Source organism: Paraeggerthella sp. Marseille-Q4926 (assembly GCF_916618935.1).
Classification (GTDB): domain Bacteria; phylum Actinomycetota; class Coriobacteriia; order Coriobacteriales; family Eggerthellaceae; genus Paraeggerthella; species Paraeggerthella hominis.
Genome location: NZ_CAKAKF010000002.1, coordinates 232,348 through 256,658 on the forward strand (window position 1 = coordinate 232,348; position 24,311 = coordinate 256,658).

General features: G+C 61.3%; 19 protein-coding genes. 14 read left to right on the forward strand and 5 right to left on the reverse strand.

Annotated elements, in window-relative coordinates; all coding sequences use genetic code 11:
• The first annotated feature begins 125 nt into the window (after positions 1–125).
• Positions 126–1,310 carry an acyl-CoA dehydrogenase family protein gene (locus tag LG373_RS04270; RefSeq protein ID WP_225749100.1) on the forward strand — a complete coding sequence of 395 codons (1,185 nt, stop codon included), beginning with the start codon at positions 126–128 and terminating at the stop codon, positions 1,308–1,310.
• Positions 1,311–1,512: 202 nt separating this feature from the next.
• Here the strand turns inward: LG373_RS04270 and LG373_RS04275 are convergent, their stop codons facing one another.
• Complete coding sequence (locus tag LG373_RS04275) at positions 1,513–2,367, reverse strand: phage tail protein (protein ID WP_216528446.1); 855 nt, start codon at positions 2,365–2,367, stop codon at positions 1,513–1,515.
• Between the two features lie 396 nt (positions 2,368–2,763).
• Here LG373_RS04275 and LG373_RS04280 point away from each other — a divergent pair, with 396 nt between their 5' ends.
• The 6 genes from LG373_RS04280 (at position 2,764) to LG373_RS04305 (ending at position 9,621) form a co-directional block, all read left to right on the forward strand.
• The gene (locus LG373_RS04280) at positions 2,764–3,903 is read left to right on the forward strand and encodes an acyl-CoA dehydrogenase family protein (protein ID WP_216528447.1); all 1,140 of its coding nucleotides are present in this window, start codon (positions 2,764–2,766) and stop codon (positions 3,901–3,903) included.
• Positions 3,904–3,954: 51 nt separating this feature from the next.
• A complete protein-coding gene (locus LG373_RS04285) occupies positions 3,955–4,746 on the forward strand; it encodes an electron transfer flavoprotein subunit beta/FixA family protein (protein WP_114566122.1) in 792 nt (263 codons plus the stop codon).
• Between the two features lie 18 nt (positions 4,747–4,764).
• Positions 4,765–5,757, forward strand: coding sequence for an electron transfer flavoprotein subunit alpha/FixB family protein (locus tag LG373_RS04290; protein ID WP_225749101.1), 993 nt, complete (start codon positions 4,765–4,767; stop codon positions 5,755–5,757).
• A gap of 1 nt (position 5,758) precedes the next feature.
• Entirely contained in the window at positions 5,759–7,867 is a 2,109-nt protein-coding gene (locus LG373_RS04295; protein WP_225749102.1) for a heterodisulfide reductase-related iron-sulfur binding cluster, read from the forward strand.
• 66 nt (positions 7,868–7,933) lie between these two features.
• Entirely contained in the window at positions 7,934–8,770 is an 837-nt protein-coding gene (locus tag LG373_RS04300; RefSeq protein WP_225749103.1) for an NUDIX domain-containing protein, read from the forward strand.
• On the forward strand, positions 8,755–9,621 hold the full coding sequence (locus tag LG373_RS04305) for an MBL fold metallo-hydrolase (protein WP_225749104.1): 867 nt from the start codon (positions 8,755–8,757) through the stop codon (positions 9,619–9,621). Before LG373_RS04300 ends, LG373_RS04305 begins: the two co-directional genes overlap by 16 nt.
• A 158-nt stretch (positions 9,622–9,779) precedes the next feature.
• Here the strand turns inward: LG373_RS04305 and fadK are convergent, their stop codons facing one another.
• Positions 9,780–11,408 (reverse strand): medium-chain fatty-acid--CoA ligase, encoded by a 1,629-nt coding sequence (fadK, locus tag LG373_RS04310; RefSeq protein WP_225749105.1) that lies wholly within the window; start codon positions 11,406–11,408, stop codon positions 9,780–9,782.
• A 640-nt stretch (positions 11,409–12,048) separates the two neighbouring features.
• On the opposite strand from fadK, the gene LG373_RS04315 reads away from it, so the two are divergent.
• Together LG373_RS04315 and LG373_RS04320 are read left to right on the forward strand one after the other, a co-directional pair.
• Complete coding sequence (locus LG373_RS04315; protein ID WP_114566015.1) at positions 12,049–12,927, forward strand: enoyl-CoA hydratase/isomerase family protein; 879 nt, start codon at positions 12,049–12,051, stop codon at positions 12,925–12,927.
• Positions 12,928–13,022: 95 nt separating this feature from the next.
• A complete protein-coding gene (locus LG373_RS04320; RefSeq protein ID WP_216528454.1) occupies positions 13,023–13,646 on the forward strand; it encodes a flavodoxin family protein in 624 nt (207 codons plus the stop codon).
• A gap of 287 nt (positions 13,647–13,933) precedes the next feature.
• On the opposite strand, the gene LG373_RS04325 is transcribed toward LG373_RS04320, so the two are convergent.
• Positions 13,934–15,244: a CaiB/BaiF CoA-transferase family protein gene (locus tag LG373_RS04325; protein ID WP_216528455.1), complete on the reverse strand. Its 1,311-nt coding sequence runs from the start codon at positions 15,242–15,244 to the stop codon at positions 13,934–13,936.
• A 485-nt stretch (positions 15,245–15,729) separates the two neighbouring features.
• On the opposite strand from LG373_RS04325, the gene LG373_RS04330 reads away from it, so the two are divergent.
• From LG373_RS04330 to LG373_RS04340, 3 genes are all read left to right on the forward strand, one after another.
• Positions 15,730–16,884: an acyl-CoA dehydrogenase family protein gene (locus LG373_RS04330; RefSeq protein WP_114566018.1), complete on the forward strand. Its 1,155-nt coding sequence runs from the start codon at positions 15,730–15,732 to the stop codon at positions 16,882–16,884.
• Between the two features lie 309 nt (positions 16,885–17,193).
• Entirely contained in the window at positions 17,194–18,459 is a 1,266-nt protein-coding gene (locus LG373_RS04335; RefSeq protein ID WP_225749106.1) for a CynX/NimT family MFS transporter, read from the forward strand.
• Between the two features lie 145 nt (positions 18,460–18,604).
• On the forward strand, positions 18,605–19,540 hold the full coding sequence (locus LG373_RS04340) for a LysR family transcriptional regulator (protein WP_114566020.1): 936 nt from the start codon (positions 18,605–18,607) through the stop codon (positions 19,538–19,540).
• On the opposite strand, the gene LG373_RS04345 is transcribed toward LG373_RS04340, so the two are convergent.
• Positions 19,530–20,120: a hypothetical protein gene (locus LG373_RS04345; protein ID WP_225749107.1), complete on the reverse strand. Its 591-nt coding sequence runs from the start codon at positions 20,118–20,120 to the stop codon at positions 19,530–19,532. The genes LG373_RS04340 and LG373_RS04345 overlap by 11 nt on opposite strands.
• An 8-nt stretch (positions 20,121–20,128) precedes the next feature.
• Complete coding sequence (locus LG373_RS04350; protein WP_114566123.1) at positions 20,129–21,592, reverse strand: helix-turn-helix transcriptional regulator; 1,464 nt, start codon at positions 21,590–21,592, stop codon at positions 20,129–20,131.
• A 303-nt stretch (positions 21,593–21,895) separates the two neighbouring features.
• Here LG373_RS04350 and LG373_RS04355 point away from each other — a divergent pair, with 303 nt between their 5' ends.
• Together LG373_RS04355 and aes are read left to right on the forward strand one after the other, a co-directional pair.
• Positions 21,896–23,188, forward strand: coding sequence for an MFS transporter (locus LG373_RS04355; protein ID WP_225749108.1), 1,293 nt, complete (start codon positions 21,896–21,898; stop codon positions 23,186–23,188).
• Positions 23,189–23,281: 93 nt separating this feature from the next.
• On the forward strand, positions 23,282–24,277 hold the full coding sequence (gene aes / locus LG373_RS04360) for an acetyl esterase (protein ID WP_216528458.1): 996 nt from the start codon (positions 23,282–23,284) through the stop codon (positions 24,275–24,277).
• The last annotated feature ends 34 nt before the right edge of the window (positions 24,278–24,311 follow it).

Here is a 24,311-nt window from a genome sequence, read left to right on the forward strand (position 1 = left end):
ACCCGGAGGCGCGGTGACGCTGCGCCTCCGGAAGCGGATGCCGTCTGCTGCAACGGCGGCATCCGATTACCAAGGTTCAAGCACGCAAGTGTTTTGAATAGAGACCGTCCTTTGAAGGAGGAAACATGGATTTCAGCTACACCCCGGAACAGCTCGAGATCAAGAAGGGTATTCGCGAGTGGTGCAAGGAGCACCTGACCGAGGAAGTCATCGCTGCCGGTTACAAGAACCGCGGCATCGCTCCCGAGGTTGCCAAGGCTTGGGTTGACGACGGCTGGGGCATGTACGGCCTGCCCGCGGAGTACGGCGGAAAGCCGGTCGACCATGTGACCATGGCCATGATCATCGAAGAGCTCAACCATGCTGGCGGCAATATCCCCATGGCTCCCAACCTGCTCATCATGTTCGACATGTGCGAGTTCGGTAACCCCGAGCAGGTCAAGTACGCTATCGACTACTACAAGGAGAACGGCTATCCTCCGTACTGCCTGGCCATCTCCGAGCCCGGTGCCGGTTCCGACAACCAGGGCATGGAAACCTGCGCCACCAAGGATGCCGACGGCAAGATCCACATCAACGGCACGAAGACCTGGGTGACCTCGGGCGAGAACTCCGGCGGCTTCATCGTTGTCTGCAAGGACGAGGATCCGTCCCGCGACAACAAGGAAATGTCCATGTACCTGGTGGCTTCCGACGCTCCCGGCGTGATCATCGAGCCGCTCAACAAGATCGGCATGCAGATCATGCCGTTCTCGATGATCCACTTCGATGACGTCGTGGTCGAGGAAAGCGCGCTGCTGGGCATCAAGGGCAAGGGCTTCTACCAGCTCATGAAGAACTTCGAGTGGGAGCGCTGCGTGCTTCTGGCCGAGCTTCTGGGCGAGGCTCAGGCTGCCATGGACGACGCCTGCGCATGGACCAACGAGCGTCTGCAGTTCGGCAAGGGCATCAAGACGTTCCAGCTGGTTCAGGAGCACATCGTCGAGATGCAGATCGAGCTCTCCAACACCCGTAACTTCCTGTATCGCACCTGCTGGAAGCTTGACAACGGCATCCCCGTCAACAACGACGCCGCCATGCTCAAGCGCTACGGTGCTCCCGCGATGACCGACTGCTGCTCGCGCGCTCTGCAGCTGATGGGCGGCCTGGGCTACACCGACGAGACCCGCGTGTCCCGCCTCATGCTCGACTGCCGCGGCTTCCAGATCGGTGGCGGCACCGTCGAGATCATGGTGCACATCTCCGGTCGCGGTATCCTCAAGGAGTACGCGAAGGCCGTGGAGGATCCGGATCACCTGTACACGATCTAAGTCCCACCTACCCGTCGGATCGTCTTTTCTGGGACGTTTCCGAAAGCGATGCGGAAGCCCCGGTGCAAGCTGGGGCTTCTCGCCGTTTACAGGGGCGCTCCGGATCGATTGCGGGCGCGAATGGGGGGGTGCGACGTCAAAGCCCTGCGCGTTGCATGCGCAGGGCTTTGCGGGAGGCGTTCGTTGTTGCAAGAAGAGGAGCTTAGAGGTTCTTGAAAGATCCCTTGCTTCCGTGGCAGTTCATGCCGATGGCGCGAATGGAGCAAAAGGAGCGGTACTTGCAGCGTCCGCACGCGCGCCTGCGGCCCTTTTGCGTGGGGTCGTACATGCCCACGACGCCAACCGTGCTGAAGGGAGGGTCGAACGCTCCGTCGGCGTTCAGCTTCAAGCCCAGGCGCTGCTCGGACTGCGTGTAGAACACGAACTGCGAACGGGATTCCAGCGGGAAGTCGCCGACGCCGGGGCAGAGCCGGTCGTCGGTGTAGAGCTCTTCGTCCAGGGCGGTTTTCACGATGTCGGCGTTCACGTGGTCGGCCGTGCTCTCCACCAAGGCCAGCGCGCATGCGCGTGCGATGGCGCGATCGAGGTCGTCCGCGTTTGCGGGCAGCGCTTCGGGCTGTTCGGGCCCGATGGTTGCGGCCATGAGCGCGCAGTGCGTGGCGCGACGCAGCTTCTCGTAGGAGCTTTGCCCGTGGAACACCATCATGGTGCCGACCAGCTTGATGGCAGGCTCGACGTATTTGGGAGGCAGCGTGCAGATAGCGGGGTTGAACACCTTGTAGGCTCCGCGCGGTTCGTATGCGGCTAGGCAGGCGGCGATGGCGCGGTCGATGCGATGCGCGGCATCTTCGGAAAGCGCGGGCTCGTACGGCTCGTCGGCCACCTCGTCCGGATCGCCCGATGCGGGCTCTTCCTCGGTTGAGGGTTCGTCGAGTTCGGACGGATCGACGTTGAGCGCAGCCAACGCGTCGTCGTCCAGCTGGCGCAGTACGTCAAGACGAGAAAGCGCGTCTATCTCGCACGGCACTTCGATGATCTGCCGAAGCTGGACGGCCATAGTGGTTCTCCTTTGCGGGCTTGCTTGCGCCTTGCGTTCTCCGGGCGCAATTCAAATGATCTCTCAGTGTGATGATAGCGCGTCGGAGGTTGATGCGACCCGGTCATTTACTTTCCTGTGTGCAGTTTTCGCGCATGCGTAGCGGGGCAGAATTCGCAGCTTACCCAATCGGACTTGACTGCGCATGCGCAAGGAAGGAACAGAACCAAATCTTTGGCCAGCAATGATGCTCATTCCGTTTGTTTTGACCGTAGGCATACCTTGGTGACGCTCTATCATGAAAGTAATCAGTGGGAAAGGAATACGCCGTTGCAATCGCTTGTGGGCGATTCGACCTGTATGCGGCGGCCTCCTGCTATCAATCCTCGATCAAAGCACGATAAGGGAAGGGGTCCCATGTACGAACTAACGCAAGAGGAGCGCATGATCCTCGCGATGGTGGACGATCTGTGCGTCGACGTCGTGTCGCAGCGTGCTGCCGATATTGACGAGGAGGACGAGTTCCCCGAGGACATCTACGAGCTGTTCGTGGAGCAGGGGCTGTTCGCGCTTGCGTACGGCGAGGAGCACGGCGGCGTCGAGGTGAGCATGCACTGCTGGGTGCGGGTGATCGAGCGCATTGCACGGGAGTCTCCGGCCGTGGCGCTGATGATCCTTATCTCGGCTATCGGGTCCGACGCGTTGGTGTTTTCCGGCACCGACGAGCAGAAGGAGTCCATCCTTCCCGCGCTGGCCGCAGGCGAAGCCAAGATCTGCTTTGCGCTGACCGAGCCCAATGCCGGCTCCGATATTTCCTCCATCGCGACAACGGCTCTGCCCGACGGGGACGGCTACGTGATCAACGGCAGCAAGATATTCATCACCAACGGCGCCGTGGGGGATTACTTCACCGTGTTCGCGCGCGTCAACGAGGACGGCGAATCGAAGCCTTCGTGCTTCATCGTGCATAAGGACACGCCGGGCCTGATCATCGGCCGCAAAGAAGACAAGATGGGGCTGCGCGGTTCCGTGACGTCGCAGCTGTTCTTCGAGAACATGCACGTGGGCCCCGAAACCGTGGTGGGCAACGTGGGCGACGGCTTCGAGATCGCTCACCACACGCTCAACCGCGGTCGCTTGGCCGTTGCCGCGCTTGCCACGGGCGTGACGGCCGCATCGCTTGCGGCGGCGGCAGCGTACGCGAAGGACCGCATCCAATTCGGCAAGCATATCGCCGATCTACAGGCCATCCGCTTCATGCTGGCCGATATGGAAATATCCTTGGAGGCTTCGCGTCTGCTGCTCGACCAGGCGTCGTCCGCGTTCGGCGGCGACATCCAGACCATGATGAAAACCGCTTCGGTGGCCAAGGTGTACTGCTCCGAGGCGGCGGTGAAGGCGTCGGAAACGGCGGTGCAGATCTTCGGCGGCTACGGCCTGTGCAAGGACTACCCGGTCGAGCGCTATTACCGCGATGCAAAATCGTTCACCATCGTCGAGGGAACCAGCCAGGTTCAGCGTTCCCTTATTGCGAAATCGGTTCTGAAGGAGTATTAGGAAGCGTTGCGCCGCCGCATGCAGCGCGATGACTACGAAGGGGGGCTGCCCATGAACGTTGCAGTCTGCATCAAGCAAACCGTCGACACCGAGGCAGAGGTGCGTGTCGATTCCGAGGGACGCGTGTCGACTGAGGGCCAGACGCTCGTTATCGATCCGTATAGCGAGTTCGCGGTCGAGCGGGCGGTGCAGTTGAAAGAGGAGCACGGCGGGGAGGTCTTCGTCGTGTGCGTAGGCGGGGACGAGTCGATGCCCGCCGTTCGCCATGCGCTGTCCATGGGCGCGGATGCGGGGTACCTCATCGACGACCCGGCTCTTTCCGGCGTGGACGGTGCGGCGAAGGCGCGCGTGCTGTCCGCCGCCCTTGAACGCCTGTCCGTGGATCTGATCTTGGGCGGGTGCAAGTCGGCCGATACGTCGAGCGCACAAACCATGCCGCGCGTTGCCGAGCTTCGCGGCTTGCCGTGCGTGCAGGTGGTCACGGAGCTGACGGTTGACGTAGCGGGAGCAACGGTGCACGCCACGCGCGAGATCGACGACGGCGTTGCCCTGGTCGACGTTGCCTTGCCCGCCGTGGTGACGGCGCAGCAGGGCCTGGCCGAGCCGCGCTATCCTAACGTTCGGTCGATCATGCAATCGAAGAAGAAGCCCGTCACGGTGTGGACGCTTGCCGATATAGGCGTTGATCAGGCGGAAGTGGTTGAGGTGGAGCCTCGGACCCGCGTGCTGCGCTATCGCGAGAAGCCCGCTCGTCAGGGAGGGCGCATCGTCGAAGGCGAAACGACTGCCGAGGTGGTTCGCGCCACGATGGATTTGCTGGCTAGCGAAGCCAAGGTCTTGTAGGACGAAAGGGGATCACCGATGGCAGGAATCTGGGTTTATGCGGAGCCGAAAGACGGTTCGTTTCCGCGTGTGACGTTTGAAATGCTGGCGGCTGCGCGCTCGATGGCCGCCGAGGGCGACGGCAGCGTGACCGCTGTAGTTCTGGGCAGCGGGCTTGCCGATGCTTCGCTCGATTGCCTTGCCCATGCGGGCGCCGATGCGATTGCCGTGCTGGACGATGCGGCGTTGGCGACGTACACCACCGACGCGTACGCGTCGGCGCTTCAAGCGTTGACGGAGCAGCAACGCCCCGATGCCGTGCTGTTCGCGGAGGGGGCGACGGGACTTGATCTGGCTCCCGTGCTTGCTCAGCGGCTCAATACCGGCTTCGTGGCCGATGTGGTGGCGATCGCGCGCGACGAGGAAGCGGGCTTCGCGTTCACGCGCGAGCCGTACTCGGGAAAGGTCCAGGCCGACGTCGTTTTCGCAGCCGATGCGCGCCCCATGCTGGCCACTGTGCGTCCGAAGGCGTTCGAGCCCCTTGAGGCAGACGAGCAGCGGACGGCTTCCGTTGTCATGCAGCAGGTGGACGGCTTCGGCGACGTGCGCCAGACGGTGGCCGATGTGGTGCGCCGGGCGTCGGGCCGCGTGGAGCTGACCGAGGCCGATACGGTGGTGTCGGGCGGGCGCGGCACGAAGGGCGCAGAGGGATTCGCGCTGATCGAAGAGCTTGCCGACGTGCTGGGCGCCGCGGTCGGCGCATCGCGGCCTGCGGTCGACGAGGGGTGGACCGACATCCAGTTCCAGGTTGGGCAGACGGGCAAGACCGTTGCGCCTTCGCTCTACATCGCGTGCGGCATTTCGGGTTCCATCCAGCACATGGCAGGAGCTGCGGGTTCGAAGTGCATCGTGGCGGTGAACCGCGATCCCGAAGCGGACATCTTCAAGGTGGCCGATTACGGTATCGTAGCCGACCTGTTCGAGGCAGTTCCGCTTTTGACCGAGGCGTTCCGCGCCGGCAAGGCATCGTAGCGTGGACGCGGCGGTTCCCTCTCGCGAGGCTTTGTGGAACATCGAGGGTTCATGGATCATGTACCCGTGCTTTTTGCTGGTGCTGGCCGTAGCCGCTTACTGTTTCTGGCGGCGCTACCGCTTATGGAAGGTGGGGCTTCCGGCTGATCGGACGGACAATCCGCGCGAGCGCTTGAAAGGCGCGTTCGTCGATGCGGTTCTGCAGGCTTCGGTGCTCAAGGGGCGCGGGGCGGGCATCAAGCTGGCTCACCTGGGGATGTACGTGGGCATGGCCGTTATGGCGGTGTCCACCGTTACCTATGCAGCTCAGGTTGACCTGGGGCTTGATATAGCAAAAGGGGATTACTACCTGTACTTTCTGGCCTTCGCCACCGACGTCGCAGGGCTTGCGTTCTGCATCGCGATGGTCGCCTGCATCGTTCGCCGCGTTTCAGGGTCGAACCCTTCGCTGGATACGAAGCCGGCCGATATCGTCGTGCTGGTGTGGCTTTTGGTCATCGGCGTGTCGGGCTTCTTCGTCGAAGGTCTGCGCATCGTGGGGACGAGCGATCCTTGGGCGGCGTTCTCGCCGATAGGAAACCTGTTCGCGCAGCTGTTCGCCACCTGGAGCGCAGAGCAGATCTCGTTTGTCCACAGGGTTCTCTGGTGGGGCCACATGGCCGTGGCTTTCGGCATCCTGGCGTACTGGGTGTATTCCAAACTGGCGCACGTGCTGCTGGTGCCCGCCACGGTGTACTGCCGTTCCTTGGAGCCGAAGGGCACGCTGCCTTACGTCGACCTGGAGGACGAGGACCTGGAGGAATTCGGCGTTGGAAAGCTGGAGGACTTTACCTGGAAGGATCTGCTCGATGCACAGGCGTGCGTCAGGTGCGGGCGCTGCGAGCTTATGTGTCCCGCCCATGCAAGCGGAAAGCCGCTGTCCCCGAAAGATCTCATGCAATCGCTCGATGCTCATCTGAGCGAACGCGGGCCGATCGTGCTCGCCCAGCGCAAAGCCGAGGTGGCGCAGGCGGCGGGTTCCGAATCGGGGTCGAAGGAGGGTGGCGCTCCGGCGGTCGCGTTCGAGCCGACCGAGCAGCAGCAGGCGGTGCTGGACAAGGCACTGGTGGGCGATGTGATTTCTCCCGAAGCGCTTTGGTCGTGCACGACGTGCGGCGCGTGCATGGAGGCTTGCCCGGCGCTTCTGGAGCACGTTCCGAAGACGGTCGGCATGCGTACGTACCAGGTGTCGATGGAAAGCGCGTTTCCCAGCGAGGCGACTTCGACGTTCCGCAGCTTGGAGACCAACGGAAACCCGTGGGGCTTGGGATGGCAGAGCCGCTTGTCCTGGGCCGAGGGGCTGGACGTGCCGACGTTGGCCGACGTACCGGATGCCGAGTACGTGTACTGGCCCGGTTGCGCTGGGGCGTACGATGCGCGCAACCGCAAGGTGTCGCGCGCTCTGGTGGCGCTCTTGCAGCATGCCGGCGTGAGCTTCGCCGTCATCGGAAACGAAGAGAAGTGCTGCGGCGATGCCGCGCGGCGCCTGGGCAACGAGTTCGTGTACTATCAGCTGGCTACCGAGAACATCGAAACGCTCAAGGCGTACGGAGCGAAGAAGATCATCGTGCAGTGCCCTCACTGCGCGCACGTGATCGAGCGGGACTATCCGCAGCTGGGCGGCACGTTCGAGGTGGTGCGGCACGTCGAGCTGCTGGAGCGCCTGGTGAGAGAGGGCAAGCTGGGCTGCACCGCCGGCATGAGCTCGCGACTGCCGTTCGAGTACGTTACCTATCACGACTCGTGCTATCTGGGTCGCTATGCGGACGTGTACGAAGAGCCGCGTGCCTTGGTGACCGCCAGCGGCGCGCGCGTGGTGGAGATGGAGCGCACACGCGAACAGAGCTTCTGCTGCGGCGCGGGCGGCGGGCGCATGTGGCTCGAGGAACGCGAGGGCCAGCGCATCAACGCCATGCGAACCGACCAGGCGCTTGCTACGGGCGCGGATGCGGTGGCAACGGCGTGCCCGTTCTGCCTTGCCATGTTCGAGGACGGGTTGGCGGCACGCGACGCCGACGTTCCCGCAAGAGACGTGGCGGAGCTTCTTGCCGAGGCTCTTCGATTGATATAGCGTGTCGTAGACGCCGCCGCATTCTGCTTGCGGCGGCGTCGGGGCGTATGCGGGAAGGAGTTCGCGGTGAATGCGTGGCGCTCAGGAGAACTGCTGGAAGTGCCGGTGGGCGAAGCGCTTTCGGAGATACTTCGCTCGTACGTCGCGTCGGGCGCTGACCCTGTGCCTCCGCGCCTTGCCGCCACGGTGATGCTGGTGCGCGGCCCGCGCGAAGTGTTCATGCTGCGCCGCGCGAAAACCATGGCGTTCGTTCCCGATGCGGTGGTGTTTCCCGGCGGGGGAGTGGACCCTCGCGACGCTGACGAGCGCCTTCCTTGGGCGGGTCCTTCGCCTGCCGTCTGGTCTCGGCGCATGGGCGTAGACGAGGAAACGGCGCGGCGGGTGGTGACGGCGGCGGCCCGCGAGGTGTTCGAGGAGTGCGGCGTGCTGCTGGCGGGACGGGATCACGGCGCCGTGGTTGAGCAGGTGGGCACCTCCGAATGGGCTGAAGAGCGGCAGCGTCTTGCCGAGCACGAGTCGTCGTTCGCGGAGGTTCTGCTTCGCCATGGACTTGTGCTGCGCGCCGATCTTCTAGGGTTGCGTTCCCATTGGCTGACGCCCGAATTCGAGCCGCGTCGCTACGATACGTACTTTTTCGCCGCGCTTGCTCCGCAGGGGCAGGTTCCCGATGACCGTACAAGCGAAGCGAACGGCGCTGGTTGGATTGATCCGGTCGACGCGCTGGAGAAAGGCGCTCGGGGCGAGATGCGCCTTGTGCCTCCGACGGTGTACAACTTATCCCATCTTGCGTATGCCGAAAGCCCCGAGTCTTTCGCGGCGGGCGTCGATGGCGCTCGGCGCATCATGCTCGAGCCGTGCAAGCGCGAACCCGAAGGGGTGGTGCTGCGATGCGTGCTTCCGTAGCTGCGTGCGAGCGCGAGCTTCCCCGGCCCGCTCCGGGCACCGTGCCTGCCGATCGGGCTACGTGGCGCGGCGGGCGCTTCTCTGCGCGGGCGCGTTGCATTCTAGCCGACAATCCTTCGCCGCTCACGTACGTGGGAACCAACACCTGGGTGCTTTCGGAACCGGGTTGCACGGGGTGCGTCGTGGTCGATCCCGGTCCTGCGCTGCCCGCGCACCTCGATGCCGTTCATGCCGCGTGTGAAGAGGACGGGCTGCGCGTTGCGGCGGTGGTCCTCACGCATGACCATTACGACCATGCCGAAGGCGCGCAGCAGTTCGCACGACGGGCGAAGGCGCCCCTGCTCGGGCGTCGTGCTCAGACGCTTTCGGAGGGTCCTCTTGACCTGGGGGCAGATGCTCCTGCGCTCGAAGCGGTGTTTTTGCCGGGCCATTCGAAGGACTCCATCGGACTCGTGTTTCCCAAGGATGGGTCCGTTGTGACGGGCGATCACGTGTTCCGTCAGAGCTCCACGCTCATCTGCTGGCCGGACGGCACGCTGTCCGACTATATAGCCAGCCTGGAGCGCTTGAGGCGCATCGTTCGAACGCGGCGCATACGCGTGCTGTTGACTGCTCATGGATTGCCGATCGACGATCCCTTGGGCTTGATCGACCGACAGACGGCGCACCGTCTGAGCCGTCTCGACCGCGTGAGGAAGATCGTCGCGGCGGGGGCGGGGTTCGATGTCGATCGTATTCTGGAAACGGTGTACGACGACGTTGACGCGCGTCTGAATCCCGCTGCGCGCGTCAACGTTCAAGCGCAGATCGCGTACTTGCAGGAAGAGGCTGCTTCCTCGACCCGTATTTGAGGGCGCCCCGCATCGCCGTCATGCGATCAGGTTCGTAACGGTTGACGCGTGCTTCGGTCTTCGATGGCGCGAAAGGCCCCGTACCGTGGAGCTCGCACGCTGTGCGCTCCTTGGTACAGGGCCTTTTAGCTGCCTTCAGAGCCGTTCTCGAACAACCTTTACGCTTGCATGCGCTTGGCAAGTTCCTGTGCCAGCTCGAAGCGCTTCACCTTGCCGGTCGCCGTCTTCGGGATGGCATCGATGTACTCCATGCGCTCGGGCCACAGGCGCTTTGCGACATGGCGCTCGGCCAGGTAGGCTGTCACGTCTGCCACGGTGGGACGGCGGTCGTCGGTGGGCACGGCAAAGGTGCAGATGCGTTCGCCAAGGCGTTCGTCGGGCATGCCGATGGTGGCCGTTTCGCCGATGCCGGGGCAGCCGATCAGGTCGTCGTCGATTTCGCGAGCGCAAATGTTCTCGCCGCCGCGGATGATGATCTCCTTCTTGCGACCGTTGATGCGAATGCGTCCCCGTTCGTCCATGTATCCCAAATCGCCGCTGTAGAACCAGCCGTCGTCGTCCAAGGCGCGGGCGGTGCGCTCGGGCGCGTTGAGGTAGCCGACGAACTGATGGGGCCCGCGCGAAATCTCCTCGCCTTGTTCTCCCAGGGGCACGTCGTTGCGGTCCATGTCCACGATGCGCACTTCGATGCCGGGGAAGGGCGTTCCCGACCACGACCCGTTCCATTCGCGGCAAGCCGCAGGCGGAACGAAGATGTGCGGGCAGCTTTCCGTGGAACCGTAGACCTCGCAGAGCATGACGCCGTGGTTGGCGGCGCACTGCACGAGCGAACCGGGAACCGGCGCGCCTCCGCACAGGAACAGCTCGAGCGTTTCGATCTGCGGGCCGCCTTCGTGCTCGATGCACTTGAGCATGTCGTAGATGAACGGCGTTGCGCCCATCGACCACGTGCACTTCTCGCGGTTCATCTGCTCGATGGCCTGAGCAGGGCGGAAATCCTGCTGCAACACTGTGCGCCCGCCCAGGATCATGGGGGAGATAAGGCCGTGGTAGAAGCCGGTGGCGTGGTTGAGCGGGGAGGCCATGAACATGACGTCGTCCGAAGTGCGCTCGGTGCCCTTCACGAAAGAGCTTTCCGAGAAGATAAGGTTGTTGTGCGTGAACAGAACCGCTTTGGGCTTGCCCGTGGTCCCCGAGGTGGACAGGATGCACGCGATGTCGTCGGACGTGATGGCCGGCCGCTTCGACAAAGGCTCGTACTGCGAGCAGATCTCGCTCAAGGCGGGCAGATCGGAATGCTTGGGCTCCACTTTGTCGACGAGCGCCACCGGGCCGAGCGAGGGGATCTGGTCGACGATGCTCAGGATCTGCTGCTCGAAGTCAACCTTGCCAGCCCTCGTTGGGCAGATGAACGCCTTCGATTCGACAAGGTTCATGCCGTACACCAGGTCGGCGTCGTTGAAGTTGCGGGGCAGCGGATGCATGACCGCACCTGCCTTGAGCGCCGCTACGTAGACGATGCAGAATTCCGCCCAGGTGGGCATTTGGAACGTCACGACGTCTCCGGGCTGCACACCCTGTTCGACCAGCCATGCGGCCAGACGCGATGCTTTGTCGTCAATCTCCCCGTACGTGTAGCGCGAGCCCTGGTCGTTGCACACGTATTCGCGTTCCGGATGGCTGGCCACCCGCTCGCTCCAAAGATCCCCCAGTGTTTTCTCGGTCCAATACCCCTGCTCGTAGTAGTGCCGCTTGCGATCCTCGTTGATTTTTAGATCGGTTATCATGCCCCTGATGTCCTCTCCTGATCGACTTTTGCCCGCCTATGCCCTTGAACTGTCGATGCGCTTTGCAGCAAAGCGGGTTGAAGCTGGTTCAGTGCCGATGGTGTATGACTTGCCTGTGCGGGGTGGCCTCCTCGTGTTCGAGATGCGGACTGCGATGCCGCGCTTGTGCGGCCTTTTGCATGGATCATGTGCGTTGCGGCCATTGTATGATGCTGAAGGTATGATTTGTCGGTGAAATGCTTCGGGACCTATCGGTAGTTCCTATGAAACGATAGGGAGCGCCTATAATCCCAGGCGAGCGGTGCGAGCGTCCGGTTAGCCGCGGGGCCTGCCAGCAGGGCGGCGGGCGGCATGGACGCGCCCGCGATTGAGAACGAGCCCGATTCGGCCGACGTGATGCGTGCTGAGACAATGCGGGAAGCGCGGGCGCCCGACCGCTTTCGTCGGTAGATCCCCTTTAGATTCCGGTCATTATTTGAAATGTGTTACCAATAGGGCTTCCAAAATCAACAATACTATTGAATTGTCCGTGGTGTATGCCGGGGTAGCATGTGACTATAGTACCAGCCTGTGTGCGTTAAAAAAATCGTATGGATCAAAACGTAAAAATGAGGAACACAGGGAAAGGGGCTTGAAACCAATGAGCGTATATCAGGAAAGCTATCATCTGCCGGAGTTCGACTACGAGTACGAAAAACTGCTGATCGAGAAGCGCGGTCCGGTTTACATCTGCTCGTTCAATGACGCGGGCAACCTCAATGCCATGTCGTACAAGCAGATGAGCGAGTTCAACGACTTCCTTATCAAGGTTCGCCTGGACAAGGATTGCCGCGCTATCGTTTTGACGGGCGAAGGCAAGTCCTTCTGCGCCGGCTTCAACCTCAACGACCTGGCTCTTGATCCGCCCGAGGACATGGGCCGCATCCAGCGCGACTTCTACATCATGCAGCGCATGTGCTCCGACCAGATCATCAACATGCGTCGTTGCGAGCAGCCCATCATCGGCGCGCTCAAGGGCTACGCTGTGGGCGGCGGCCTGTCCATCTCCTGCGCATGCGACATGCGCTTCCTGGGCGAGTCCTACAAGATGAACGCTGGCTACCTGTCCATCGGCTACACCGGCACCGACATGGGCGGCGCGTTCTTCCTGCCCAAGATCGTGGGCTATGCTCGCGCTTGCGAGATCCTCATGAACCCCAACCGCTTCGGCGCTGAGAAGCTGCTCGAGTGGGGCTTCGCGAACAAGGTCGTTGCCGACGACGACGTGGTTGAGGAGGCTGTTGCCTTCGCTCAGCAGATGTGCGATGCCACGGCTCCGTTCGGCCTGCGTCTGACGAAGGAATGCCTGCAGGCTTCCTTGGACGGCACCAGCTTCGAGAACGTCATCAAGATGGAGAACCGCAACCAGGTGCTGGCCTCCAACACCAACGACGGCATCATGGGCACCCTCAAGATGAACCCGAAGAACAAGCAGGACGTCAAGGACAACCCGGACAAGTACGCGTTCCATAACATGTAAGAACGCGTCAAGCGTAACGTTCGAATGCTTTGCAGTGCCCTCGTGCCCTTTGGCGCGGGGGCACTGTCCTATACCGAGGCGGAGAAGGGAATCGCATGAAAATCATCGGTGTAAACGGAAGCCATCGAAGCGGAAAGGGCACGTCGCATCTCTTGGCGGCGGTTCTTGACGAGGCGTCGGCGGCAGGCGCGCAGGTTGAGCTTGTGGAGCTTGCCGATTTGGATATTCAGTACTGCGTGGGATGCAACGCGTGCCTTGCGAAGCCTGCTTGCGCGCTCTCGGGGGACGACATGGCGGCGCTTGTGGAAAAGCTCTTGGCTGCGGACGGTATCGTGCTGGCCTCTCCCGACTACTTCTCGAGCGTTTCGGCTCGCATGAAGACGTTCATGGAGCGCACGCGCCCTCAGCACATGGTGGCCAACGCCTTCAAGGGCAAGGTGGGCGGCATGGTGGCTACGGCCGGGTTGAGCGATTGCGGCGTGGAGGAGACGCTTGCCACCATGGACCGCTGGTTCGCTACGCAGGAGATGCTCGTGGTGCATCCTCGCCCGGAAGGTCCGGTGCTTGGGTCCGGAGCTGCCGCCACCCAGTACGCTGGCTTCAACGCCGAGAAGGGGCGCGTTCAGTGGCGTCGCGTCGAGGACGACCAGGTGGCCTTCGATGTCGCTCGTCAGCTGGGACGCGATATGGTAGAGCTGCTGGAGCGCTTGGGAGCGTAGCGCTGCCAGGTGTTCGAACCTGCGTCAGGCTGCGATCTGCGCAGTTTGGCGCAAGTGGTTGAAAGGGAGCCCGGTTGGCTCCCTTTTGCGTGCCTGCGGCGGTCATTGTCGATCCAAAAACACGTTTTCAGCCCGAAGAACGTGTTTTTGGATCGACAATACACTGGCGTTGAGATCAAGCGATGCGACGGAGCTGGCCATGCGTTGACATCATGGCATCTGCGCACCCGAATGCGAAAAAGGAGCCCGAAGGCTCCTTTTTCTGAATCAATGCCCTATTCAAGGATTTAGAACTTGCACTCGACCTTGCCCTCGACCTGACGCTGGGACTTGAAGACCACGTCGGGAACCTCTTCGCCGTGGTAGCACTTGACAGCGCCGTTTGCTTCCAGTTCCGCGATCTGCTCGTCGGTGTAGCCGTACTTCTGCAGGTACTCGGCGGTGTGGTAGCCGATGGGCTTGGACAGCACTACCGGGGGATCGCCGAAGCTCGCATAGCGAATCGGGGTGGTGGGCAGCGCATGCTCGCCGAACGCCTTGTACTCGACCTTGCGGATAGCGTCGTTGACGTAGGCTTCCTCGTCCTTGATGATGTCGGTGAAGCGGAAGACCTTCTGGCTCGGCACCTGCCACTCGGACAGGATGGGCAGCCACTCGTCCAGTTCCTTCTTCGCAAAGCCCTCTTCGAGGATCTTGATGAGATCGGGCTGCAGGTTGTTGGCCTTGATGTTCTCGATGGTGGCGAAGTCCGGGCTGTCGACCAGGTCGTCGCGACCGATGATCTTCATCATGTCGTTGTAGTAGCGGTTGTGCTGCGGCTGGCAGATGTAGATCCACTTGTCGTCAGCGGTCTTGTACGTGTTGTTGAACGGGTTGGGGACGTTCGTGCGCGACTTCGGATAGTCGGCGCCGAACTGCTGGGCACAGATACCGATGCTGCCGCCCCAGATGGCTGCGTGGTACAGGTTGACGACGACCTTGTCGCCCTTGCCGGTGCGCAGCTTGTTGACAAGCGCGCCCAGGATGCCTGCGGCCATCATGATAGCCGTGTTGTAATCGCCGAACGCTTGAGGCGGGATGGCGGGAGAGGTGCCCTTCTCGCAGAAGGTACCGGCAACGCCGCCGCGTGCAGCCCAGCAGACCGCGTCGTATCCGGGAGCGTGCGCGAACTCGCCGTGCTCGCCGTAGCCGCGCATCTGAGCCCAGATCAGGCCCGGGAACTGCTCGGAAAGCGTGGGATAGTCCAAGCCCAGTTTCTCCAGGGCGGCCGTGCGCATGTTGTTCATGAAGATGTCAGCTTCGCCGATCATCTTCTTTGCGATGGCCAGGCCTTCCTCGGACTTCAGGTTGAGGGAGATCCAGTTCTTGTTCGTGTTGTTGAGGTCGATCGTGGGATCCTCGGTGTCGGTGAGCTCGCAGCCGAAGCCCGGGCCCTGAGTGCGCTGGATGTCGCCATCGAACGACTCGATCTTCATGATCTCGGCACCCATTTCGGACAGAACTCGAACAGTTGCGGGAGCCGCGACGTACGTGCACATCTCGACCACTTTGATGCCCGCGAGCGGGCCGTAGCCATTGAGTTTCTCAGTGACGGTCATACGACGGTTCTCCTTTCTTTTGCGGTCGGTGATTTCTCCTGTCGTTATACTCACATGTTCTTGTTTTTGTTGCTATGGACAATTGCTAATACTTGATGGACTTTTGCAATTAATATTAAATTTGCCGGAAATACTCACATGCAACGCTATTTGTTTACCAGATGCGCCTTCTGCGTACACAGATCTATTGATTCGTCCGGGCGATGTGCTTCTATATGCTTCAGCCCGAAGCTAGCCTGCTTCGGTTTGCTACGGGCCGAGCGACTGCGGTCTTGGACTGCTCCATGATCGCAAACGGCATGGGTTTTTGTCGGTTAGGAAGCGTTTTGCCGTTTGACATGGTTGAATTCGCTAAACTGGGGGTAACGGCGGGGCAGATGCCCGCTATACTTTTTAGAGAAGATCGGGCGCTTGAGCCAAAACGCGTCCTTGAAACGAGGGCGCACGAAAGCGTCTTGCCTATATATAGGAGAAAGGATCCCATCGTGGACTTCAGCCTGACGGAAGGTCAGCGCAAGCTCGTCGAGGCGTTTCGGACGTTCGGCGAAGAGCGCTTCAAGCCCGAGCTGGTGCATCAGTGGCGCCGCGACCAAGGACTGCCTGATGAGGTGGTCAAGGGATTCGTCGACCTGTATTTCGGGTTGGAGGATCTTGCGGACGGCGACGGCCCCGGCGCGTTCAGCTTGTGCTCCCAAGCTCTTATCATCGAGGAGCTTTCGCGCTGCTCGGGCGCGACGCTGCCGTTCCAGATCGACTTGTTCAATTTGGCGCTCATGGGCGAGTTCGCCGCGCAAAGCGAGTTCGACGCTATCGTCGACGACTACCGCAAGACGGGCCGCCTTATGTTCGCGCTTGCCATCTCCGAGCCGGAAGCCGGTTCGGACTCCATGAACATGCAGACGTACAACCGCACGGTCGACGGGCGCTTGATTTTGAACGGGTGCAAGACGTTCGTAAACAACGGGGAGTACGCGCCCTACATCCTTGTTGCGGCCATCGACCGCGACGCGGAGGGCTCGGACAAGTACCCTGCGCTTACGTTCTGGCTGGTGCCGCGCGATCTGAAGGGCATCCGCGCATATCCGGTGAACAAGATAGGGCAGTCGATGCTGCCGTTTTCCACGGTGGTGTTCGAGAACGTCGAGTTGCAGCCGGAGTATCGTCTGACGGGACGCCACGCTGGCTTCCGTCAGCTGTTCCGCATGCTGGAGTTCGGGCGCGTGACAACGTGCGCGGGCTCTTTGGGCATGGCGCGCGCGGCTATGGAGGACGCGGTCAAGCACGCGCGCAGCCGCAAGGCGTTCGGCGTGCAGATCGGGCGGTTCCAGCAGATCGAGCAGATGCTCGTGGACATGGAGGTGAGCATCTACAACATGCGCTCCATGCTGTATCGCGCCTGTCTTGCCGTGGACAACGGGGAAGACGACGAGCGGCTGTCCGTGGCGCTCATGAAGCGCTACGTCCCGGCGGCTGCAACCGACGTGGCCAGCTCCGCCATGCAGATACTCGGCGGCATGGGCTATACCGAGCATGCGCGCGTCAGTCAAATTTGGCAGGATTGTCGCGGCAACCAGATTGCAGAGGGTACGGACCAGATCATGGTGTACATTGCCGCACCGCTTGTTCTGGACAAATACTAAGGGAAATTTCTTGCGTTGGGATGCGGCACAAAGAGCATCCCTGTCCTGTGTTTTAATGACCTGCAGAATGCGTTTTCGATTCTGCAGGTCTTTTTTGTATGTAATACCTACTCAAATATAGGCAATTGTCCATTGAGGAAGCATTTCCTCGGTCAGTTTCTCAAGTATGACCATTCTCACGTTTCGGCGAACGGGGGACAATGCTGCCCAGAGAGCCAGCTCTGTGTAGTATCGGTTCAGGGGCGCCGTTCCTTTTCGTGTGACTCAATTTCACGAAAAGGGGCGACAGACATTCTTAGGAGGATCAAATTGAGTACAACAGCAACGAAAGAGAAGATGAGCGTGCGCCACATGCTCGTCGTTCTCACGGGCATCATGATCACGTTCGGATGCTCGGCCTTGTGCTTCTCCACGTGGGGCCTGTTCCAGCCGGTCGTGGCTGAGGGCTTGGGGGTCGAAACTACTGCCTTCGCCATGTACGTCACGGTTATGTACCTGACGATGACCGTCGCTTCTCCGTTCATGGGCAAGCTTCTGCAGACCATGGACATCCGCATCATCTTGTCCGTCTCTGCTTGCTTGGTGGGCGGCGCGTTCTTGCTCATGAGCTTCTCGAACGAGATCTGGATGTTCTACCTGGCGGCCGTGCTGCTGGGCCTGGGCGAGATCTCCATCCTGTGGCTTGCCATCCCCACGCTCATCAACCGTTGGTTCGCCGCTAAGGCGGGTACGTTCATCGGTCTGTGCATGGCCTTCACGGGCATCGGCGGCGCTATCTGGTCTGCGGTGTTCACCGCGCTGCGCTCCGGCGGCATGGACTTCCACACCATCTACCTGATCTGGGCTGTTATCGCGCTTGTCACCTCGCTGCCGTTCACGCTGTTCTGCGTGCGCAACTCTCCTGAGGACTGCGGCCTTGCTCCGTACGGCGCTTCCGTCGCCGCCGGCCAGGCTCCTGCCAAGCCGATGGGCCTCTCTGCTGCAAAGGCTATGAAGACCCCCGCGTTCTACGCCGTCTGCGTGTGCGCCGGTATCATCAACATCGCCGTTCTCATCGCCATGCAGTTCCCCACCTACACCAAGTCGCTGACGGACGTCACCTTCGACGTGCTGGTGGTCGGCGGTCTCATGACCACGGTCATGATGGTTGGCCAGGCTATCTTCAAGATCATCCTGGGCGCGGTTGCCGACAAGAACTCCAAGGGCGCGCTCGTGTTCGCCTTCGTGTGCGGCGTTGCCGGTATCCTGCTGTGCTGGCTGGGCTTTGCTTCCGAGTACATGCTCTACATCGGGTCGTTCATCTTCGGCGCCTTCTACGCCACTGCGGTCGTGCTCGTGCCGATCATCGTTCGCCAGTCGTTCGGCTCGCGTGAGTACTCGGTCATCTACTCCCGCGTCAGCACCGTGTTCAACCTGATCGCAGCGTTCGCGTCCATGATCTGGGCTTGGATCGGCTCCAGCTTCGGCTTCAACGTGGTGTTCATCGTCGGACTCGTGATGCTTGCTCTCATCCTGATGCTGGGCTTCTTCACCTTCTCCAACGCCAAAAAGTTCAAGAGCCAGTGGACTGAATAACGTCTCGAGAAAAAGGGGCGGCTCTTCTGAAAAGCTTCACGGGGGATCCGGTTTCGCGGATCCCCCTTTTTTCGGTGTAAGGGAAGTCTTGTCGGGGGGAGGGGACTTCTTTTATCATTGCTTCGAGGCGAACGAGGGGGAAATCGTGAACTTATCGCAGTTGTACTACTTTAAGAAGTTGGCGGAACTGCAGCACTACACGCGGGCGGCGAAGGAGCTGTACATCACGCAACCGACGCTGTCCGACGCTATATCCTCGCTCGAAAAGGAACTGGGGCTTCCTCTTTTCCAGCGAGACGGACGATCTATTAAGCTTACGCCGCACGGCGCGGAATTCTACGAGTACGTGCGCGCTTCGTTGCGCCAGCTTGACGAGGGCGTTGCCGCTATGGAGGCGCGCAAGGGAGACTTGCACGGCCTTGTCAATCTGGGGATGATCTTTACCGTGCAGGACGACTACCTGCCGGCGCTCTTGCGCGCCTACCAGGCGGAATTCGGCTCCAACGTGAGCATCGAGATCCATCAGGCGTTCACGAACTACTTGACGCAGAACTTGCACAACGAAACCTTGGACTTGGCGTTTTGCGGGAAACGGGAAAACGAGCCCGACATAGCCTACTTTCCGGTGCTGAACCGTCCGCTCGAGCTGTGCGTTCGGTCCGGTCATCCGCTTTCGCGGCGCTCCTCGGTGACGTTCGACGACTTGCGCGGCATGCGCCTTATCACGTATCGACGGGGAATTCCCATAGGAGAACAAGTTGAAAAGCTGCTCGAAGAAGCGGCTCTTGAAGGCGTCGTGCAAAACTACGACGACGACATCTCCATGGCTTCGGTGATCTCGATTGACGGCGGTACCGGCGCGCTCATGCTGAACTCGGTTGGGATCAAGCTGTTCTCGGACATCACGATGATTCCCATCGAAGGCGTTCCCCGCGATTTTTACTGGGTGTACCTCGCGTGCAGCAAGAAGCATTACAAAAGCGGGGCAGTTCGCTCGTTCATCGATTTCGTCAAGCGGTTCGATTCAGACGATGTGGATTTCGGCCATTGGCCCGAAGGGCGGCCTGTCTCTACATCCTAAGGGTTTCTGCGTGGACGGCTTGGTCGATCAAGCCTAGGCCGTCCAGATAGGCGTACAGGTGAAAGCCGCGCTTGCAGCGGAACGTGCAAGCGCGGCATGGATCCTCGTTGCAGTACGCGTAGGCGTCCTCGTCTGCAAACGCGAATACGAGCGGCGGCTTTTTCCCGGGCAGCACGTACTTCAGCTGCACGCCGGTGAACGTCTTGAGCGCGACCCAGCGCAGCGGATGATCGCTTGTCGAGCTCCATCGAACGCGCAGCGCGTTCGCGTCGACTCCGCCTACCACTTCGTAGCCGATCGAGAAACCGGCGCGTTGGCCGTCGGGAAGCGGCTCCAAGCGCTCCATGAGCCGTCCGCAGCACGAAGGGGCGAACGCGTTTCCGGCGAAGGGGAGCGTCGCGTCTTCGCGCCGCAGCGAGCGGTCGATCCGAAGATCCGCTGCGTCGTCGACGGCGCAGAGCACGGCGTGGCATTCGGTGCAGCGGAAAAACGGCAGGGGGTGGCTGCTTACGCCGGGCTTCCACGACGCGCGCGTGCGCGTCGGGCTCATGCGCTGCTCGGTTGCGTTCGCTTCCCCCAAAACCCCTCCTAAAAGTCGCTGCGCTGCATATTAAGGTAGTTCAGCAGCTCGCTTCGTTTGTGTATCTGCATTTTCTCATAGATATGCCGCACGTGGGTATTCACGGTGTACGGCGATATCACCAGCTTTTCGGCCATGTTGTTAGTGGTGTACCCGCGCGCGATAAGCACGAGGATTTCGCTTTCGCGACCCGACAGGCTGAACTCCTTCGCCACTTCGGCGCAAATCTCGTCGATTTCGGCCTTCGTGGGCGGGGCTGCGGTCAGGGCGATGATGTTGAACTCTTGGCGCACGAGCGGGATCAGCAATACCGCCAGCAAGCAGATAAGCGCAAGGCACGTTTCCGGCGTGATGGCCGCTGCCAGTTGCGGTGCGTGCTCGTAGCCTACGGCCCAGGTGTTGCCCACGGCGATGCCCGCCCGTACGAACCCGCCGGCGAACGCGAAGGCCATGGCGGGCGTGACGTAGCCCTTCGACGTCAAGATGCCGAAGTACATGATGAGCAGGATCTCCATGAGCGAAGAGATGCCCGTGGCCATGATGAACGAGGGGAAGTAGGTGACCGGGTCGGCCAGGAAAAGGCCGAACGCCGCTATCAGCAGCACGATCATCCACGGGAACATCTTGAATATGTTGGCCTTGTCCTTCGTGAGAAGAGCTATTCCGGCCAGCCCCAGCATGAGCACGGCTCCGCCTATGATGCCCAGGGTGAAGCTGAGGTCGTCGGTGGGGAGCACCTCCCAGGGAATGATGGCGACCAGGAAGTAACAGGCGACGCTCGCTAGAAACGTGATGGCGCTGACGGCTACCATGTTCTTGAGCCCGCCTTGCGCCGCGCTTTTCGGCAGCAGGACGGGAAAGGACCGCTCGCCGTCGCGACGAGCCTGCACCAGCAGCACGCCGGATGCGATGGGCAGCGCGGCCACGAACACCGTGGTCACGTACGTCGGCAGCGCCCAGGCGATAGCGACGGTTGCCAGGACCGCCACGCCGAACGTCGTGCCGATGTGGCGCAGCGAGTAGTTCGCCTTCACGCACGCGTAGCGCTCGCCCCAGAGGATCCACATAGCCGATTCGGTTGCTCCCAGGAAAAACGAAAGCGCGTACGCCAAGCCCGGAACAGTGAACACCTGGGGGAGCAGGCAGAGCGTCAACGTGGCTGCCGCCGTCAGCGCGGGGGCAGCCACGTACATCCATTTATAGGATGAGAGGTGCTTCTTGCGTCCGAGCAAGAAGGCGAACGCTAAAAGAAAGAGGACGGTGGCCCCCAGGTTCACGAGCCAGGCGATTGTCACGCGTTCATCGAGCAGCTGAGTTTGCGCGAACATGTGGGGAACGAACCACAGCGCGTAGTGCCAGGCAAGAAGAAGCGCGAAACCCACGTACTTCAACGACGGGCGGGCCATGATGGATGCAAAAGCCTCGCGCGGTTCCGTTCCGGTGGCAGGAGATGCTGCCGTTTGGGGTGCCATGAAGTCGACCATCCTTCCTATCGTGCGTTTGTGATAGATGATGATGCCGCTGAACTGCTCAGATTGTTCAGCACTTGCAGTGCATAGCTTCGCAATCGTTAGTATAGAAACCTATCACTAGTTCGTCATGAAACCCTCGCAAGAAATTAAGTATTCGCCTAATTAGTGGGCATTTTGCGATGCTAATTCGACCGCTCGAGGACAGAATGCACCCATCGGCTCGACTTGGCAGCCGGACGCCGAGGGAAAGCTACCGGCGGCCGGCCGCGAGGCCGGGCAAAGACAAGGAGAAAGGAATGAAAGATGTCGTTGCTTGCCAAGAGCAAGGGAGAGGTTACCTATAAGGAACTCTCCACGCTGCACAAGTGGGCGCTCGTCGTGCTCATCTCCATGGGCTCGTCGATTATCTACGCGCCTATGTACCTGAAGAACGTGTTCTACGATCCCTTGATGCAGGCGCTCGGTGCCACCAACGCGGACCTCGGCTTGATGGTGTCCGCCTACGGCATCGCTGCCATGATCTGCTACCTGCCTTCCGGCATCGTAGCCGACAAGTTCCGGATGCGCACGTTGGCGTGGTTGGGCTTCCTGGCCACCGCAGTGCTCGTGTTCGTATACGCGACGCTGCCCTCCGTGCAGATCTGCTTGATCCTGTTCGTGCTCATGGGCGTTACCTCCATCCTGGTGTGGTGGGGCACGCGCTTCAAGGTGATCCGCCTGTGCTGCGAGGAGAACGAGTACGCCTCCAAGATCGGCGTCAGCTACTCCATCTACGGCGTGACCGGCTTGGTCATCGGCCTTATAAACGCCGGCATCATCGCTGCCATCTCCGGCTCTGCCGGTGTGCAGGCCATGCTCATCTTCCTGGGCGTCATGATCGCCATCCTGGGCGTGGTCTCGTACTTCATCATCCCTGACTTCAAGGGCGAGATCAACAAGGACGCGAGGCTGTTCAGCGTGTCCGAGGCTCTGCAGGCCGTCAAGCACCCCGGCGTGATCTGGGCTTGCGTCGCCTACTTCTGCGTGTATGCCGTGTACCAGGGCGCTACCTACACCACCCCGTACCTGACGCAGGGCTTCAACGCCGACGGCAACCTGGTGAACGTGGTCGGCCTTATCCGCACCTATGGTATCGGCCTCATCGCCGGCCCGGTTATCGGCTACATCGCCACGAAGATCAAGAGCCCCTCGAAGGCCATCCTGGGCGGCTTGATCCTCTCCGTCGCCGTGCTCGTCGGGTTCATCCTCTTCCCGCAGGATCCCTCCGGTGCCGTGATCGCTTCCATCCTGGTGGTCGTGTTCGGCTTCACCACCTACGGCGCCTTCTCCATCGGCTCCTCCCCGCTGTCCGAGGTCAAGATCCCGATGTCCATCTTCGGTACCGCTACGGGCATCCTCTCGGTCGTCGGCTTCCTGCCTGACGTGTTCATCCACACCTGGTACGGCGGCATGATCGACGCTCAGGGCACCGCCGCCTTCAACATGATCTTCGGATTCGAAATCATGTTCGGCGTCATCGGCTGCTTCTGCCTGGTCATGTTGCTCCGCACGGTCAAGAAGCACTTCGGCTCGACCGCTCAGGCCGAAGAGGCGTAATCCAAGCGCTGCGTTTACAGATCACCGCGGAGGGCGACGGTTCGCCCGAGCCCTCCGCGGCTTTGCATCACCGATCGGAAAGGGAAGGCGAACGTGAACAAGCTCGATGTACTGTCTCTGATCAATCCGCAGATGAACGCCGTGCTGGCGAAGGAAGACGAGCTGGCTGGCGACGCGAACGACACGAGCGTGGGTTTCGAGAAGATGCGCGAGAACTACGTTGCCGGTCGCGCGTACTGGGTCGAAGGCGGCCCGGTCATGGCCGAAAAGCTCGACGCTGCCGTGGCGGGTCCGTACGGCGACATCCCGGTGCGTTACTACTATCCCACTGACGAGTCCGCCGCGGCGCGCGCCGCGAGCAAGCCTGAGACTCCGGCTATCGTGTACGTGCACGGCGGCGGGTTCGTCCTGGGCAACCTGGACACGCACGACCGCATCTGCCGCGTGCTTGCTCGCAACGCCGGCGTTGCCGTGGTGGCCGTGGATTACCGGCTTTCGCCCGAAGCGAAGTTCCCGAGCGCGGTTCACGAGGTTGCGGCTGTTGCTGCGTACCTGCACGAGCGCGGTGCCGAGCACGGCATCGACGGCGAGCGCCTGTCGTTCGCGGGCGATTCGGGCGGCGCGCATCTGAGCCTTGCGGCCACGATGTATCTGCGCGAGGAGCTGGGCGGCAGCGATTTCGTGAAGTGCTGCCTTTTGTACTACGGCTGGTTCGGGCTCAAGGATTCGTCTTCGATGCGCCTTCTGGGCGGCTCGTGGGACGGCTTGACCGAGGCGGACTGGAAGTTCTACATGCAGATGTACGCGAACGATCCCGCCGAGCTGGAGGAAAGCCCGTACGCGAACCTGTTCCTCAACGACATGACGCGCGACATGCCTGCTTGCTATATCGCGGCGGCCGAGTACGACCCCTTGCGCGACGACAGCACCACGCTGGCGACGATCTGCGAGGAGTACGGGGTTCCGTACCGTTTCGAACTGTTCGAAGGCGTTATCCACGCGTTTCTGCACTACACCAAGATGCTCGACGAGGCGAACGACGCCCTTGAGCACGGTGCGACCTTCTATCGCCAGCAGATGGGCCTGTAGGCGAGAGATACATCATTCAGGTTTCAAAGCGGGA

Bases quoted from the DNA above. Each gene is read 5' to 3' on its own strand.
- LG373_RS04270 (WP_225749100.1), top strand. From the start codon at position 126: ATGGATTTCAGCTACACCCCGGAACAGCTCGAGATCAAGAAGGGTATT.
- LG373_RS04275 (WP_216528446.1), bottom strand. From the start codon at position 2,367: ATGGCCGTCCAGCTTCGGCAGATCATCGAAGTGCCGTGCGAGATAGAC.
- LG373_RS04280 (WP_216528447.1), top strand. From the start codon at position 2,764: ATGTACGAACTAACGCAAGAGGAGCGCATGATCCTCGCGATGGTGGAC.
- LG373_RS04285 (WP_114566122.1), top strand. From the start codon at position 3,955: ATGAACGTTGCAGTCTGCATCAAGCAAACCGTCGACACCGAGGCAGAG.
- LG373_RS04290 (WP_225749101.1), top strand. From the start codon at position 4,765: ATGGCAGGAATCTGGGTTTATGCGGAGCCGAAAGACGGTTCGTTTCCG.
- LG373_RS04305 (WP_225749104.1), top strand. From the start codon at position 8,755: ATGCGTGCTTCCGTAGCTGCGTGCGAGCGCGAGCTTCCCCGGCCCGCT.
- fadK (WP_225749105.1), bottom strand. From the start codon at position 11,408: ATGATAACCGATCTAAAAATCAACGAGGATCGCAAGCGGCACTACTAC.
- LG373_RS04315 (WP_114566015.1), top strand. From the start codon at position 12,049: ATGAGCGTATATCAGGAAAGCTATCATCTGCCGGAGTTCGACTACGAG.
- LG373_RS04320 (WP_216528454.1), top strand. From the start codon at position 13,023: ATGAAAATCATCGGTGTAAACGGAAGCCATCGAAGCGGAAAGGGCACG.
- LG373_RS04325 (WP_216528455.1), bottom strand. From the start codon at position 15,244: ATGACCGTCACTGAGAAACTCAATGGCTACGGCCCGCTCGCGGGCATC.
- LG373_RS04350 (WP_114566123.1), bottom strand. From the start codon at position 21,592: ATGGCACCCCAAACGGCAGCATCTCCTGCCACCGGAACGGAACCGCGC.
- LG373_RS04355 (WP_225749108.1), top strand. From the start codon at position 21,896: ATGTCGTTGCTTGCCAAGAGCAAGGGAGAGGTTACCTATAAGGAACTC.